The sequence below is a fragment of the Xanthomonas sp. CFBP 8445 genome (assembly GCF_025666235.1).
Taxonomy (GTDB): Bacteria; Pseudomonadota; Gammaproteobacteria; order Xanthomonadales; family Xanthomonadaceae; genus Xanthomonas_A; species Xanthomonas_A indica.
Genome location: NZ_CP102594.1, coordinates 1,822,056 through 1,837,120 on the forward strand (window position 1 = coordinate 1,822,056; position 15,065 = coordinate 1,837,120).

10 protein-coding genes are annotated in these 15,065 nt (G+C 69.5%); 7 read left to right on the forward strand and 3 right to left on the reverse strand.

What is annotated here, in order from left to right:
- Window positions 1-48 precede the first annotated feature (48 nt).
- Window positions 49-1,425 carry an omega-aminotransferase AptA gene (locus NUG21_RS07680; protein WP_263392724.1) on the reverse strand — a complete coding sequence of 459 codons (1,377 nt, stop codon included), beginning with the start codon at window positions 1,423-1,425 and terminating at the stop codon, window positions 49-51.
- A 196-nt stretch (window positions 1,426-1,621) separates the two neighbouring features.
- On the opposite strand from NUG21_RS07680, the gene NUG21_RS07685 reads away from it, so the two are divergent.
- Both NUG21_RS07685 and NUG21_RS07690 read left to right on the forward strand, forming a co-directional pair.
- Complete coding sequence (locus NUG21_RS07685; protein ID WP_019796740.1) at window positions 1,622-2,170, forward strand: type II toxin-antitoxin system RelB family anti-toxin; 549 nt, start codon at window positions 1,622-1,624, stop codon at window positions 2,168-2,170.
- Window positions 2,171-2,249: 79 nt separating this feature from the next.
- Window positions 2,250-3,752 (forward strand): aldehyde dehydrogenase, encoded by a 1,503-nt coding sequence (locus NUG21_RS07690; protein ID WP_263392725.1) that lies wholly within the window; start codon window positions 2,250-2,252, stop codon window positions 3,750-3,752.
- Between the two features lie 168 nt (window positions 3,753-3,920).
- On the opposite strand, the gene NUG21_RS07695 is transcribed toward NUG21_RS07690, so the two are convergent.
- Entirely contained in the window at window positions 3,921-4,418 is a 498-nt protein-coding gene (locus NUG21_RS07695) for a DUF1203 domain-containing protein (RefSeq protein ID WP_160945871.1), read from the reverse strand.
- Between the two features lie 152 nt (window positions 4,419-4,570).
- Complete coding sequence (locus tag NUG21_RS07700) at window positions 4,571-5,161, reverse strand: hypothetical protein (RefSeq protein ID WP_160945872.1); 591 nt, start codon at window positions 5,159-5,161, stop codon at window positions 4,571-4,573.
- A gap of 297 nt (window positions 5,162-5,458) precedes the next feature.
- Between NUG21_RS07700 and NUG21_RS07705 the strand changes: the two genes are divergently transcribed.
- The 5 genes from NUG21_RS07705 to NUG21_RS07725 all read left to right on the forward strand — a co-directional run bounded on the left by NUG21_RS07705 (window position 5,459) and on the right by NUG21_RS07725 (window position 15,053).
- Entirely contained in the window at window positions 5,459-7,141 is a 1,683-nt protein-coding gene (locus NUG21_RS07705; RefSeq protein ID WP_263392726.1) for an OFA family MFS transporter, read from the forward strand.
- 15 nt (window positions 7,142-7,156) lie between these two features.
- On the forward strand, window positions 7,157-7,996 hold the full coding sequence (gene fdhD / locus NUG21_RS07710) for a formate dehydrogenase accessory sulfurtransferase FdhD (protein ID WP_263392727.1): 840 nt from the start codon (window positions 7,157-7,159) through the stop codon (window positions 7,994-7,996).
- Window positions 7,993-10,341, forward strand: a complete 2,349-nt coding sequence (locus NUG21_RS07715) for an FdhF/YdeP family oxidoreductase (RefSeq protein ID WP_263392728.1) — start codon at window positions 7,993-7,995, stop codon at window positions 10,339-10,341. The genes fdhD and NUG21_RS07715 overlap by 4 nt, the downstream gene beginning before the upstream one ends.
- Window positions 10,331-10,579, forward strand: coding sequence for a hypothetical protein (locus NUG21_RS07720; RefSeq protein ID WP_263392729.1), 249 nt, complete (start codon window positions 10,331-10,333; stop codon window positions 10,577-10,579). The genes NUG21_RS07715 and NUG21_RS07720 overlap by 11 nt, the downstream gene beginning before the upstream one ends.
- Before the next feature lie 706 nt (window positions 10,580-11,285).
- Window positions 11,286-15,053 (forward strand): beta strand repeat-containing protein, encoded by a 3,768-nt coding sequence (locus tag NUG21_RS07725; protein WP_263392730.1) that lies wholly within the window; start codon window positions 11,286-11,288, stop codon window positions 15,051-15,053.
- The last annotated feature ends 12 nt before the right edge of the window (window positions 15,054-15,065 follow it).

Here is a 15,065-nt window from a genome sequence, read left to right on the forward strand (position 1 = left end):
AGACGCGGCGCGTGGGGAGCGCGGGCGGTGGGTTGGGCGAGGGAGGGGTCAGGGCGTGCTGCGGATCATGTCCGCCAGCACCGCGAAGATGCGTTCGATGTGCACGGGCTCGACGATCAGCGGCGGCGACAGCGCGATGGTGTCGCCGGTGACGCGGATCAGCAGGTTGCCCTCGTGGAAGCAGCGCTCGAAGATCTCGTAGGCGCGCGCGCCGGGCGCGCCCTTGCGCGGGGCCAGTTCGATCGCGCCGATCAGGCCGAAGTTGCGGATGTCGACGACGTGCGGCAGATCGCGCAGCCGATGGATCGCCTCCTCCCACACCGGGCCCAGCTCGATCGCCTTGTCGAACAACTGCTCCTCGGCGTAGGTGTCCAGCGTCGCCAGCGCGGCGGCGCAGGCCAGCGGATGGCCGGAGTAGGTATAGCCGTGGAACAGGTCGATGACGTGGGCCGGGCCATGCGCGAACGCTTCGTGGATGGCGTTGGAGACGAACACCGCGCCCATCGGCACGCAGCCGTTGGTCAGGCCCTTGGCGGTGGTGATCATGTCCGGGGTCACCCCGAAGCGCTGCGCGGCGAAGGCGTGGCCGACGCGGCCGTAGCCGGTGATGACCTCGTCGAAGATCAGCAGGATGCCGTGCTTGTCGCACAGTTCGCGGATGCGCTGCAGGTAGCCGTGCGGCGGCAGCACCACGCCGGCCGAGCCGGAGATCGGTTCGATGATCACCGCGGCGATGGTGGAGGCATCGTGCAGCGTCACCAGCCGCTCCAGATCCTCGGCCAGTTCCGCGCCATGCGTCGGCAGGCCGCGCGAGAACGCATTGCGCTCCAGGTCGAGGGTGTGCCGCAGATGGTCCACGCCGGGCAGCAGCGGGCCGAACGCCTTGCGGTTGTTCGGCAGTCCGCCTACCGAGATGCCGCCGAAGCCGACGCCGTGGTAGCCCTTCTCGCGGCCGATGAAGCGGGTGCGCTGGCCCTCGCCGCGGGCACGGTGGTAGGCCAGCGCGATCTTCAGCGCGGTGTCCACCGACTCGGAGCCGGAGTTGGTGTAGAACACGTGGTCCAGGCCCGGCGGCGCCAGTTCCACCAGCCGCTCGGCAAGGACGAACGGCAGCGGCGAACCCATCTGGAAGGTGGGAGCGAAATCCAGCGTGGCGATCTGCCGCGCCACCGCCTCGACGATGCGCGGTCGCGCATGGCCGGCGTTGCAGCACCACAGGCCGGCAGTGCCGTCGAGGATCTGGCGCCCGTCCACGCTGCGGTAATGCATGCCCTCGGCCGAGGCCAGCAGCCGCGGCCGCGCCTTGAACTGGCGGTTGGCGGTGAACGGCATCCAGAACGCATCCAGCGTGTCCGGTTCGCGTGTGGCCTGCGCGGCGTAGTGGTCGGACAGCGCCTGGGACGAGAGGGGCGGCTGGGGGCGCATCGCAGGCTCCACGCGAGGGATGTTGAAAAAACTTTACACCATGCCGTGGCGCCGGGTGTGACCCGGCGTAGCGCCGTCCGCACGCATTGGACGGGCTTTTCCTGGTTGCGTCGCAGCACAGGCGTGGCGCAGGAAATTGACCGGCTGGGGCGGGTGTGTAAAGTATCCGGCAACACCGCCACCGGCGTTCCCTGCGATGGATATCGGCGCCCGCCTGCACCGGGTTCGCACCGCCCACGGCCTGAGCCAGCGTGAGTTGGCCAAGCGGGTGGGCGTGACCAACAGCACCATCTCGCTGATCGAGCAGAACAAGGTCAGCCCCTCGGTGAGTTCGCTGAAGAAGGTGCTGGATGGCATCCCAATCTCGCTGGCCGAATTCTTCACCCAGGACCTGGACGCCGGCGCGGCCGATGCGCCGTTCTATCGCGCCGACGAACTGCCCGATGTCGGCAGCGACGGCATCCACTACTACCTGGTCGGCCAGCATCGCCCGCAGCGGCAGATGTGCATCCTGCGCGAGGTGATGCCGCCCGGCAGCGACACCGGCAGCGCGATGCTGGTGCACGACGGCGAAGAGGGCGGGGTGGTGGTGGCCGGCGAGGTGGAGATCACCGTCGGCAGCCAGGTGCGGGTGCTGCGCGCCGGCGAGGGCTACTATTTCGAGAGCCGGGTGCCGCACCGGTTCCGCAACGTCGGCAGCGAGACCGCAGTGCTGGTCAGCGCCAATACGCCGGCCACGTTCTGAGAGCGCCCGGCGCCCCTCCGCGCCGCAGCCGCCAGGCCGCCGCGCCGTTCCGATCCTTCCGCCGCAGCAGGAGTTCCCGATGACCGCACCCCGCACCCGCGACGCCTGGCAGGCGATGGCCGACACGCTGCGTCCGCGGACCCAGGCCTTCATCGACGGCCGCTACGTCGATGCCGCCAGCGGCAAGACCTTCGACTGCCTCAGCCCGATCGACGGCCGCCTGCTCGGCCACGTGGCCGAAGGCGAGGCCGAGGACATCGACCGTGCGGTCGCCGCGGCACGGCGCAGCTTCGAGGCCGGTCACTGGTCGCAGGCCAAGCCGGCGCAGCGCAAGAAGACCCTGCTGGCGCTGGCGCAGTTGGTCGAACGCCACGCCGACGAACTGGCGCTGCTGGAATCGCTGGACATGGGCAAGCCGGTGCGCGATGCACGCCGGGTCGATCTGGCGGCGACGGTGCGCTGCCTGTCCTGGACCGCCGAAGCGGTGGACAAGCTGTACGGCGAAGTGGCGCCGACCGGACAGGACGAACTGGACCTGATCACCCGCGAGCCGCTGGGCGTGGTCGGCGCGATCGTGCCGTGGAATTTCCCGCTGCTGATGGCGGCGTGGAAGATCGCCCCGGCGTTGGCCGCGGGCAACTCGGTGGTGCTCAAGCCGTCGGAAAAATCGCCGCTGAGCGCGCTGCGCCTGGCCGAGCTGGTGGCCGAGGCAGGCATTCCCGACGGCGTGTTCAACGTGGTGCCGGGCTATGGCAAGGGCGCCGGCGAGCCACTGGCGCTGCACATGGACGTGGACGGGCTGGTGTTCACCGGCTCCACCGCGGTCGGCCGGCGCCTGCTGCAATGCGCGGGGCTGTCGAACATGAAACGCGCGTACATGGAGTGCGGCGGCAAGAGCCCGAACCTGATATTCGCCGATGCGCCGGACCTGGAGCAGGCGGCGCAGGCGGCGGCCGCGGCGATCTTCTACAACCAGGGCGAAGTCTGCACCGCAGCCTCGCGCCTGTTGGTGGAGCGCTCGATCAAGGACAGTTTCGTCGAACGCGTGGTCGCGGCCGGGCGTGCGCTACAGCCGCGGCATCCGTTCGACGACGACGCGGCCATGGGCGCGCTGGTGGACGAGACCCAGACCCACCGCGTGCTCGACTACATCGCCCGCGGCAACGCCGAAGGCGCGCGTCTGTTGCTCGGCGGCAAGCGCGTGGAGGTGGTGCCCGGCGGCTGCTACGTGGAGCCGACCATCTTCGACGAGGTCGGCCATGAACACACCATCGCCCGCGAGGAGATCTTCGGCCCGGTGCTGTCGGTGATCGCCTTCGACGACGAGGCGCACGCCCTGCGCATGGCCAACGACAGCGAGTATGGCCTGGCCGCCGGCGTGTGGACCCGCGACATCGGCCGCGCGCACCGCGTGGCGCGCAAGCTGCGCGCCGGCAGCGTGTGGGTGAACTATTGGGGCGGCGGCGACATGACCGCCCCGTTCGGCGGCTACAAGCAATCGGGCAACGGCCGCGACAAGTCGCTGCATGCCTTCGACAAGTACACGGAGATGAAGGCGACGTGGATCAAGCTGGGGGAGTAGCCCGGAGCGGGGATTGGGGATTGGGGATTCGGGATTGGTGAAAAGCGGGGCTGCGGCTGCGGATGTCGTAGGAGCGGCTTCAGCCGCGACGGGCTTTGCCGGGAATGCCTGTCGCGGCTGAAGCCGCTCCTACGAAGACAGCGGTGCTCCAGGTCGCGGCGCCGCCACTCATCCCCAATCCCGACTGCCCAATCCCGGCTCTCTCTCCACCCGGCACGCAAAACAGCCTTGCCGCGCATGATGCAGATGCAGGTAGCGCACCTGCGGGTCGGCGAAGGCGCAGGCGATCGCGGTGGCGATGCGCTCGCCCGGCTGCACGTCGGCGGCGATCAGCATGTCGCCGGCGTCGTAGCCGCGCAGCGAGATCAGGCGGCGGACGATCGCATCGGGCACGTCGCCCGGCGCCGGTGCGGCGGTGGCGACGTGGCGGCGCACGTAGATGGGTCCGGCGGCGCGGTACGGGGTCTGCGCGGGCTGGTGCAGGTAGTGCAGCAACAGCAGTTCCTCGCCGGGCCGTGCGTCCTCCAGGCTGACCCGGCAGGGATAGCCGAGCGCGCTGTCGGCGCGGACGCGCTGCGCATGGCGCGCCTGCAGTTGCGCATCGTCGAGGTCGAACAGGGCGGCGAACGGTGCGGCCGGCAGGCCGACGCAACGGAAGCTGGACATGGGCGCTCCAGGAACGGATGGAGCGCGCAGCGTGCCGGTCGCCGCGGCAACGCGCTGGCCGCATTCGGACGCGGCACTGCACGGGCGCGGCGTGCGTGTGTCAGCGAGCGCGCATCAGTGCCAGGCGCGCGCTACCCAGCGCGGCGTGCCGCTCAGCGCGGAACGTAATCGGCGAAATCGACCGGATGCCGCGGGTCGGCCGCCTGCACCTGGTCGCCGTCCTTGACCAGGGCGTCTGCGTCGGGCGAGGGATTCGGGTTCAGTTCCCAGCGCTGCTGGATGCGCTTGTGGAACAGCCACTGCTTGCGCTGCGGGTCGTAGCGGAAGGTGATGAAGTCGGTCCAGTGCTGGCCGCAGGAGACCCCGTTCTGCACGGTGAAGTAGCGGCCCTTGGCGGCGAACGGATCGTCGCCATCGGTGAACGGGTCGCACTGGCCGCCCTCGTCGCGCTTGAGGATCACCCGGTCGTTGCGCGCCGCCAGCCGATAGCGGCCGTCGGCCTGCTGCACGAAGATCAGCAGCGGCCGTGCCGGTGCCGGATCGCGTTGCGCCTCGCCGCGCTGCTGCAGCGCGAGCAGGTAGTCGGCACGGCCGTCGCCATCGAGGTCGGCCTGCAACTGCGCCAGCGGCTGGTAGCCGGCCGGCAGCTGGTGCAGCACGTCGGCGGGCAAGGCGGCGGCCTGGGCGAGGGGGCTGCCGAGCAGGAGGCTGGCGGCGAGGCCAACGCGGTAGGGGACGGGCATGGGGCGATTCCGCAGGCGGGGGGCGCAAGCCTAACCGACCGGCGCGCACTGGCGGAATCGCACAGTGCCGTGCGTTGCCTGCGCGAGCGGCTTCGCTGGGGCTGCCTGTCCATCGTGCGCCGCACAAGCACAGGCGCGCGGCACGCTTGCGATGGATGGCGCGGCGCCACCGGGTGTTTTGTACTACGCTCGGCGCATGCGGTCGCGCGTCGGCAGGCCGTTCGGCAGGCGGCCTCGTGGAGACGCCGCAGGCGCGTCATCCGCACCAGGGCGCCGACGCCTCCGAGGGGACACCGCATGAACGACTCGCACCGCGTTGCCGCGTCCGCGCCGACCGATCGCTCCGGCCTGCTTTCGAAGGAACGCATCGTCGCCGGGCCCGGCTTCAATCGCTGGCTGGTGCCGCCCGCGGCCTTGGCGATCCATCTGTGCATCGGCATGGCCTACGGTTTCAGCGTGTTCTGGCTGCCGTTGTCCAAGGCGCTGGGCATCACCGAGGCGGTGGCCTGTCCACCCGACATGGGCTTCCTGGCGCGCATCGTCTCGTCCAGTTGCGACTGGAAGATCAGCGAGCTGCAGTGGATGTACACGCTGTTCTTCGTGTTGCTGGGCTGCTCGGCGGCGCTGTGGGGCGGCTGGCTGGAGCGCGCCGGCCCGCGCAAGGCCGGCGTGGTCGCGGCGCTGTGCTGGTGCGGTGGGCTGGTGATCTCGGCGCTGGGCATCCACCTGCACCAGATCTGGCTGCTGTGGCTGGGTTCGGGCGTGATCGGCGGCATCGGCCTGGGGCTGGGCTACATCTCGCCGGTGTCGACGCTGATCAAGTGGTTCCCGGACCGCCGCGGCATGGCCACCGGCATGGCGATCATGGGCTTCGGCGGCGGCGCGATGATCGGCAGCCCGCTGGCCGATGCGCTGATGCGGCATTTCGCCGGCCCCGACTCGGTGGGCGTGAAGGAAACCTTCCTGGTGATGGCCGGGCTGTACTTCGTGTTCATGATGGCCGGCGCGTTCGGCTACCGGGTGCCGCCCAGCGGCTGGACCCCGGCCGGTTGGACCGCGCCGGCGGCCAGCGCCAATGCGATGATCACCGCCCATCACGTGCACGTACGCAAGGTCTGGGGCATCCCGCAGTTCTGGTTGCTGTGGGCCGTACTGTGCCTGAACGTGTCGGCCGGCATCGGCGTGATCGGCATGGCCTCGCCGATGCTGCAGGAAGTGTTCGGCGGCCGCCTGATCGGCGTGGATGCCGGCTTCGCCAGCCTCGATCCCACGCAACTGGCCGCCATCGCCGCCATCGCCGCCGGCTTCACTGGCCTGCTCAGCCTGTTCAACATCGGCGGGCGCTTCTTCTGGGCCAGCATGTCCGACAAGCTCGGGCGCAAGCACACGTACTCGCTGTTCTTCGTGCTCGGCATCGCCCTGTACGCGGCCGCGCCGTGGGCCGGCAAGGTTGGCGGCAGCGCGCTGTTCGTCGGCATCTTCTGCGTGATCGTATCGATGTACGGCGGCGGCTTTGCCACCATCCCGGCCTACCTGGCCGACCTGTTCGGCACGCAGATGGTCGGCGCCATCCATGGTCGCCTGCTGACCGCCTGGGCCACCGCCGGCATCCTCGGCCCGGTGGTGGTCGGCTACATGCGCGAGTACCAGTTGGGCATGGGTGTGCCGCCCTCACAGGTGTACAACACGACCATGTACATCCTGGCCGGGATGCTGGTGCTGGGCCTGATCTGCAACCTGCTGGTACGGCCGTTGGCGGCCAGGCACTTCATGACCCCGCAGGAGCTGGCCGCGGAGAAGCAACTGGCCCACGAACGGGCCGGCAGCAGCGCCCAGGCGGCGCCGGATGCGGCGCAGCTGGCGCTGGTCGGCCGCGGCGGCAACCCGCTGCTGCTGGTGCTGGCCTGGCTGGCGGTCGGGCTGCCGATGCTGTGGGGCATCTGGGTCACCCTGCAGAAAGCGTTCGTGCTGTTCCACTGAGTCGGGAGGGTTGCGATGTCTTCGGGTGCGTCGTCCAGGCCAGGTGCGGTCGCGCGCGGCGTGCGCCGTCACCGCGACGGGCGCACGGCCGTCGCCCAGGACCTGGTGGCGGCCGAAGTGCCGGTGGCGTTCGCCTACAACGACACGCCGTTCGTGGTGATGATGGCCACGCCGGAGGACCTGGAGGATTTCGCACTGGGCTTCTCGTTCAGCGAGGGCATCGTGGCAACACCGGACCAGCTACGCATCGAGGCCGTGGAGACCTACCTGGAAGGTGTGTCGCTGCGCCTGCGCATCCCGCTGGAACAGGCCGCCGCGTTGCAGGCGCGGCGTCGCAACCTCGACGGGCGCAGCGGCTGCGGGGTGTGTGGCAGCGCGTCGCTGGAGGCGGTGCTGCGCACGCCGCGGCCGGTGCCGGCCGGGGTGCCGATCGCGGCCGCGGCGCTGGCCCGTGCCTTGCGCGCCTTGCGCGCGCAGCAGACGCTCAACGCGTTGACCGGCGCCACCCATGCCGCGGCCTGGGCCGATGCGCAGGGGGCACTGCAGCTGATCCGCGAAGACGTCGGCCGCCACAACGCATTGGACAAGTTGATCGGTGCGCTGGTCGGCGCCGGCCTCGATCCTGGCACCGGCTTCGTCGTGGTCACCAGCCGTGCCAGCTACGAGATGGTCATGAAGGCCACGCAGGCCGGCATCCCGCTGCTGGCCGCGATTTCCGCGCCCACCGCGCTGGCCGTCGCGCTCGCCGACAGCGCCGGCCTGACCCTGATCGGCTTCGCCCGCGATCACGATTACGTCGTCTACAGCCATCCGCAGCGCCTAGCGCAGACCGAACCCGCCGGAGAGCCCGCATGAGCAAGAAGACCATCCAGCCGTACACGCAACCGGCCGGCGGTTGGGGCGCGCTGCGCGCCGTGGCCAAGCACCTGATGGAGCAGGACGTGGCGGTGCAGGGCGCCAAGACCCTGCTGCACGCCAACCAGCCTGACGGCTTCGACTGCCCCGGCTGCGCCTGGCCCGATCGCGACCACACCTCGACCTTCGAGTTCTGCGAGAACGGCGCCAAGGCGGTGGCCGCCGAATCCACCGCGCGCCGCGCCACGCCGGAACTGTTTGCCCAGCACAGCGTCGCGCAACTGGCCCGCTACAGCGACTACTGGCTGGAAGGGCAGGGCCGACTGACCCAGCCGCTGCGCTACGACGCCGACACCGACCACTACGTGCCGATCGACTGGGACGCGGCGTTCGCGCTGATCGCCCGACACCTCAACGGCCTGGCCTCGCCGGACGAGGCGATCTTCTATACCTCCGGGCGCACCAGCAACGAGGCGGCGTTTTTGTATCAGTTGTTCGTGCGCGAGTTCGGCACCAACAACTTCCCGGACTGCTCCAACATGTGCCACGAGCCGTCCGGCACTGCGCTCAAGGCACAGATCGGGGTCGGCAAGGGCACGGTCTCGCTGCAGGATTTCGAACTGGCCGATGCGATCTTCATCTTCGGCCAGAATCCCGGCACCAACCATCCGCGCATGCTCGGCGAACTGCGCCAGGCGGCCAAGCGGGGCGCGGCGATCGCCTCGTTCAATCCGCTGCGCGAACGCGGCCTGGAGAAGTTCGCCGATCCGCAGGACAAGCTGGAGATGCTGCACAACGGCTCCACCCGCATCTCCTCGGATTACTTCCAGTTGAAGATCGGCGGCGACCTGGCCGCGGTCAAGGGCATCATCAAGCACGTGCTGGAGCGCGACGCCGAGGCGGCGCGCAGCGGGCAGCCGCGGTTGCTGGACCTGGAGTTCATCGACCGCCACACCGCCGGCTTCGAGGCCTTCGCCGCCGAGGTCGCGGCCGAGCCGTGGGACACCATCGTCGAGGAATCCGGGCTCAGCGAGGCCGCCCTGCGCCAGGCCGGGGAGATCTACCTCAAGGCCGAGCGGCTGATCGCCTGCTGGGGCATGGGCATCACCCAGCACAAGCATTCGGTGGCGACCATCCAGATGATCGCCAACCTGCTGTTGCTGCGCGGCCACCTCGGCCGGCCAGGCGCCGGGCTGTGTCCGGTGCGCGGCCACAGCAACGTGCAGGGCGACCGCACCATGATGATCTACGAGCAGCCGCCCCAGGCGTTCCTGGACCGGCTGCAGAAGGTGTTCGGCTTCGCCCCGCCGCGCGCGCCCGGCTACGACACGGTCGGCGCGATCGAGGCGATGGCCGACGGCCGCGCCAAGGTGTTCTTCGCCATGGGCGGCAATTTCGCCACCGCCACCCCCGATACCGAGGCCACCCATCGCGCGCTGCGCCGCTGCGACCTCACCGTGCACGTCACCACCAAGCTCAACCGCAGCCACCTGGTGCACGGCCGCGACGCGCTGATCCTGCCGTGCCTGGGCCGCACCGAGATCGACATCCAGGAGGGCGGGCCGCAGCACGTCAGCGTCGAGGATTCGATGAGCATGGTGCACCTGTCCGGCGGCATCAATCCGCCGGCCTCGCCGCAACTGCTGTCCGAGCCGGCGATCGTGGCGGGCCTGGCCGAGGCCACGCTGGGCGCGCGCAGCACGGTGCGCTGGCGCTGGCTGGTGGCCGACTACGACCGCATCCGCGACCTGATCGCACAGATGTTCGACGACTTCGCCGACTTCAACACGCGGGTGCGGGTGCCGGGCGGCTTCCGCCTGTCCAATGGCGCGCGCGACCGCGTGTGGGACACGCCGGAGGGCCGTGCGGTGTTCAAGCCGCATGCGGTGCCGACCGACAACCCGATCCACCGCGCGCGCCGGCAGCATCCGGGGCAACTGGTGTTCACCCTGGCCACCACGCGCTCGCACGACCAGTACAACACCACCATCTACGGCCTGGACGACCGCTACCGCGGCGTGTTCGGCGAGCGCCGGGTGCTGTTCATCAATGCCGCCGACATCGCCGACCTGGGCATGCAGGCGGGCGACTGGGTGGACCTGCACAGCCTGTGCGAGGACGGGGTGCCGCGGCAGGCCAAGCGCTTCATGCTGGTCGCCTACAACATCCCGCGCGGCTGCCTGGCGGCCTACTACCCCGAGACCAATGCGCTGGTGCCCTTGTCCAGCTTCGCCGACGAGGCGCGCACGCCCACCTCCAAGTCGATTCCGGTGGTGGTCACCGCGCATCTGGCCGAGGCCGCCGCGGCCGCCCCACGCGACATCGGAGTCGCGCTTGTCCGCTGATCCGGCGTTGACCGCGCGCCTGCTGCCGTTGCTGGCCGAGGCGCCGGACGGCATGGCGCTGGCCCGCGTATGCAAGCGCCTGGACGTGCGCATGAGCGTGTTGTTGCGCACCCTGGCGTGGCTGGGCGACGCCGAGCTCGCCGGGCAGGCGGGGCCGGGCTGGGTGCGGGTGCAGCGCGCCGGCGAGCGCGAGGTGGCGGTGCTGACGGCTGCCGGTCGCGCGCAGTTGCGGCAGTAGGCGCTACGCCCCCGCCATGCGAGGCGGCTATCGACGTGTGCACGCTGCGCCGTGGGCGGCCTCGCAAGCGGGTGCCGCCCGCGCCCGGCTGGACAATCTCTTTCGACTTCGACTTCGACTTCGACTTCGACAGCAGTGCGCGTGCGCTATCGGTGCGCATGCGCTGCCGGCGTGCGTGCGTGCGGCGGTGTCGTTGCGCCATCCAAACAAGCGCAGTGTGCGCTTGCGCACGCGGGGGCGTTGTACCGGAACTGCACAGGTCCGGTTTTTGCGTTAACGGGCGCACGCGAAAATAGATCATCAATTCTCGTTGCGTGGGCATGGACGTTTCATGCTTTCCCGCGGTAAGTGACCCAGTCGCGCTTTGGCGCATTTGGAGCGAAAGCGTCTTCCCCAGTCTCAATCCGTGAGAATGCCGGATTCGACGCTGCGGTCGTTTTCATGAAATGGACCGACGCGTCCGCTTGGAGAATCGGGCCTTGCGGCCCAACGATGCTTCGTGGCAATGGCTTCGCATTGCGGCCGCGGCCGGCCTCCGTTTCGTGGAGATAGGGCAGGTCTCTCGCCAGGCGCCTTTGGCGATGGCTGTGTCCACTGGCCTTCGCAGCCAGAACGGATGCGATGCAGCAGTGTTTTCCCGTTTGCAGGTCGCGGATTCGTCCTGGGAACTCATCCGATTTTCCATATCCATCATGAGGGCGATGCGATGATCACTGAAAAGATTCTGGCGCTGCGCACATGCGCCAACAACATGGCCGATCACTGTGGCTTGATCTGGCCGATGTCCGGTCACGTGGAATGCAAGTACTGGAAGCCATCCGCACTGCACGAGAACGGCCTCACCGGTCTGTCGTGGGGACGCGGCGGCGGGGCCCATCTGAGTGCGCATGCTGATGCCCGCTGGGTTGTCTGCGAAGTCGCCGTCGGCGACGTGCTGCCGTTGCCGGAAGAGGGGATGATCAAGTTCCCGCGTGCGCAGGTGCTGCTGGTCGGGAGCCGGAGCGAGGCGCTGGACTATCTCGCGGCCAACTACCGGTTCTACGCGTTGGCAGATCAGGCCGCGTTGCCGACGGTGCCGACGAACGTGGCCAGCCCCGCGGCGGCCTTGCCTGCGCCGGCAACCCTGGGCACCTCGCCGACCCAGCCCACCCCGCCGACCGTGGCGACACCGGCAACGCCGGTGGCCACGGTCGTTGCGGCCAATCCTGTCGAGTCGCGCCCCGACCTCCTTGCCAGGAAGATCGAAACAGGTGTCTATGGCAGCACGCTCACCGGCTCCGACCAAAGCCGGCTGGTCGCCGGCTATGGCAGCACCGAGACCGCCGGCGATCACAGCGATCTGATCGCCGGTTATGGCAGCACCGGCACCGCGGGCTCGGACAGTTCCATCCTTGCCGGCTACGGCAGCACCCAGACCGCGGCCGACCGGAGCACGCTCATCGCCGGCTACGGCAGTACCCAGACGGCACAGGAAGGCAGCCGCGTGACCTCCGGCTATGGCAGTACCGCGACCACGGGCGCCGACAGCGCCGTGATCTCCGGCTACGGCAGCACGCAGACCGCCGGCAGCGACAGTTCGCTGACCGCGGGGTACGGCAGCACGCAGACGGCGCGGCAAGGCAGCGACGTCACCGCCGGCTACGGCAGCACCGGCACCGCGGGCGCTGACAGTTCGCTGATCGCCGGCTACGGCAGCACGCAAACCGCAGGCAGCGACAGTTCGCTGACGGCCGGCTATGGCAGCACGCAGACGGCACGCCAGGGCAGCGACGTCACCGCGGGCTATGGCAGCACCGGCACCGCGGGCGCGGACAGTACGCTGATCGCCGGCTACGGCAGCACGCAGACCGCGGGCAGCGACAGCTCGCTGACGGCGGGGTACGGCAGTACGCAGACGGCACGGCAAGGCAGCGACGTCACCGCCGGCTACGGCAGCACCGGCACCTCGGGTGCGGACAGCACGCTGATCGCCGGCTATGGCAGCACGCAGACGGCGGGCAGCGACAGCTCGCTGACCGCCGGTTACGGCAGTACGCAGACGGCACGCCAGGGAAGCGACGTCACCGCCGGCTATGGCAGCACCGGCACCGCGGGTGCGGACAGCACGCTGATCGCGGGCTATGGCAGCACGCAGACCGCAGGTAGCGACAGCTCGCTGACGGCGGGGTACGGCAGTACGCAAACGGCACGGCAAGGCAGCGACGTCACCGCCGGCTACGGCAGTACTGGCACCGCGGGTGCGGACAGTTCGCTGATCGCCGGCTATGGCAGCACGCAGACGGCGGGCAGCGACAGCTCGCTGACCGCCGGCTACGGCAGTACGCAGACGGCGCAGCAGGACAGTTCGCTCACGACCGGCTATGGCAGCACTTCGACTGCAGGTCACGACAGCTCGCTGATTGCCGGCTACGGCAGCACGCAGACTGCGGGCAGCGACAGTTCGTTGACAGCGGGTTATGGCAGTACGCAGACGGCGCGGCAAGGCAGCGATGTCACCGCCGGCTATGGCAGCACCGGCACTGCCGGTGCGGACAGCTCGTTGATCGCGGGCTATGGCAGCACGCAAACCGCAGGGAGCGACAGTTCGCTGACCGCGGGTTATGGCAGTACGCAGACGGCGCGGCAAGGCAGCGATGTCACCGCCGGCTATGGCAGCACCGGCACTGCCGGTGCGGACAGCACGCTGATCGCCGGCTATGGCAGCACGCAGACCGCCGGCAGCGACAGTTCGCTGACCGCGGGGTACGGCAGTACGCAGACGGCGCGGCAGGGCAGCGATGTCACCGCCGGCTATGGCAGTACTGGCACCGCCGGCGCGGATAGCACGCTGATCGCCGGCTATGGCAGTACACAGACCGCGGGCAGCGACAGCTCGCTGACGGCGGGGTACGGCAGTACGCAGACGGCGCGGCAAGGCAGTGATGTCACCGCCGGCTATGGCAGCACCGGCACCGCGGGTGCGGACAGTACGCTGATCGCCGGCTATGGCAGCACGCAGACCGCAGGCAGCGACAGTTCGCTGACCGCGGGTTATGGCAGCACGCAGACGGCGCGGCAGGGCAGCGACATCACGGCCGGTTATGGGAGCACCGGCACTGCCGGCGCCGACAGTTCGCTGATCGCCGGCTATGGCAGCACCCAGACCGCCGGCTACGACAGCACCCTCACCGCCGGCTACGGCAGTACCCAGACCGCGCGGGAGGACAGTACGCTCACCGCCGGCTATGGCAGCACCTCCACCGCCGGTCACGACAGCTCGCTGATCGCCGGCTATGGCAGCACCCAGACCGCGGGCTACAACAGCACCCTGACCACGGGCTACGGCAGCACGCAGACCGCCCAGGAGAGCAGCTCCCTCACCGCGGGGTACGGCAGCACCTCGACGGCCGGCTACGACAGCTCGTTGACCGCCGGCTATGGCAGCACGCAAACCGCTGGCTACAAGAGTACGCTGACTGCGGGCTATGGCAGCAACTCGACCGCCGGCCACGACAGCTCGCTGATCGCCGGCTACGGCAGTACCCAGACCGCCGGCTATGAGAGCACCTTGACCGCGGGCTACGGCAGTTCGCTGACCGCGCAGCAGAACAGCGCGTTGACCGCCGGCTACGGCAGCACCGAGATCGCCGGTTACGCCAGCACGCTGATTGCCGGCTACGGCAGTTCCCAGACCGCCGGCTACGAGAGCACGTTGACCGCCGGCTATGGCAGTACCCAGATGGCCGAACACAGCAGTTCGCTGACGGCGGGCTACGGCAGCACCGGCGTCGCCGGGCAGGACAGCTCGCTGATTGCCGGCTACGGCAGCAATCTGACCAGCGGCGTGCGCAGCTTCCTGACGGCGGGCTACGGCAGCAACCTGATCGCCAGCTACGGAAGCTCGCTGATCGCCGGCCACGACTGCATCCAGATCGCCGGCCACAAAAGCATGTTGATTGCTGGCAAGGGCAGCTCCCAGACCGCAGGGTCGCGCAGCACCCTGATCGCCGGTGCAGACAGCGTGCAGACCGCCGGCGACCGCAGCAAGCTGATCGCCGGCGCCGACAGCACCCAGACCGCCGGCGATCGCAGCAAGCTGTTGGCCGGACGCAATAGCCACCTCACCGCGGGCGACCGGAGCAGGCTCACCGCCGGGGACGACAGCACGCTGATGGCCGGAGACCGCAGCAAGCTGACCGCCGGCAAGAACAGCGTCCTGACCGCCGGCGCGCGCAGCAGGCTGATCGGCAGCCTGGGGTCGACGCTCACCGGCGGAGAGAACTCGACGCTTATTTTTCGCTGCTGGGATGGCGAGCGCTACACCAACCTCGTGGTCACCACCGGCGAGCAAGGGGTGGAGGCCGACATGCCGTACCAGGTCGATGCGCAGGGCAACCTTGTCGGCAAGGGCGACGACGTGGAGGTAGTGGAGCAGGCGCCGTGCCTGCCGTTGGAGTGCGATCCAGGCGTTGTCGAGGATGTGCACGATGCCTGAGGGGCAAGGCGA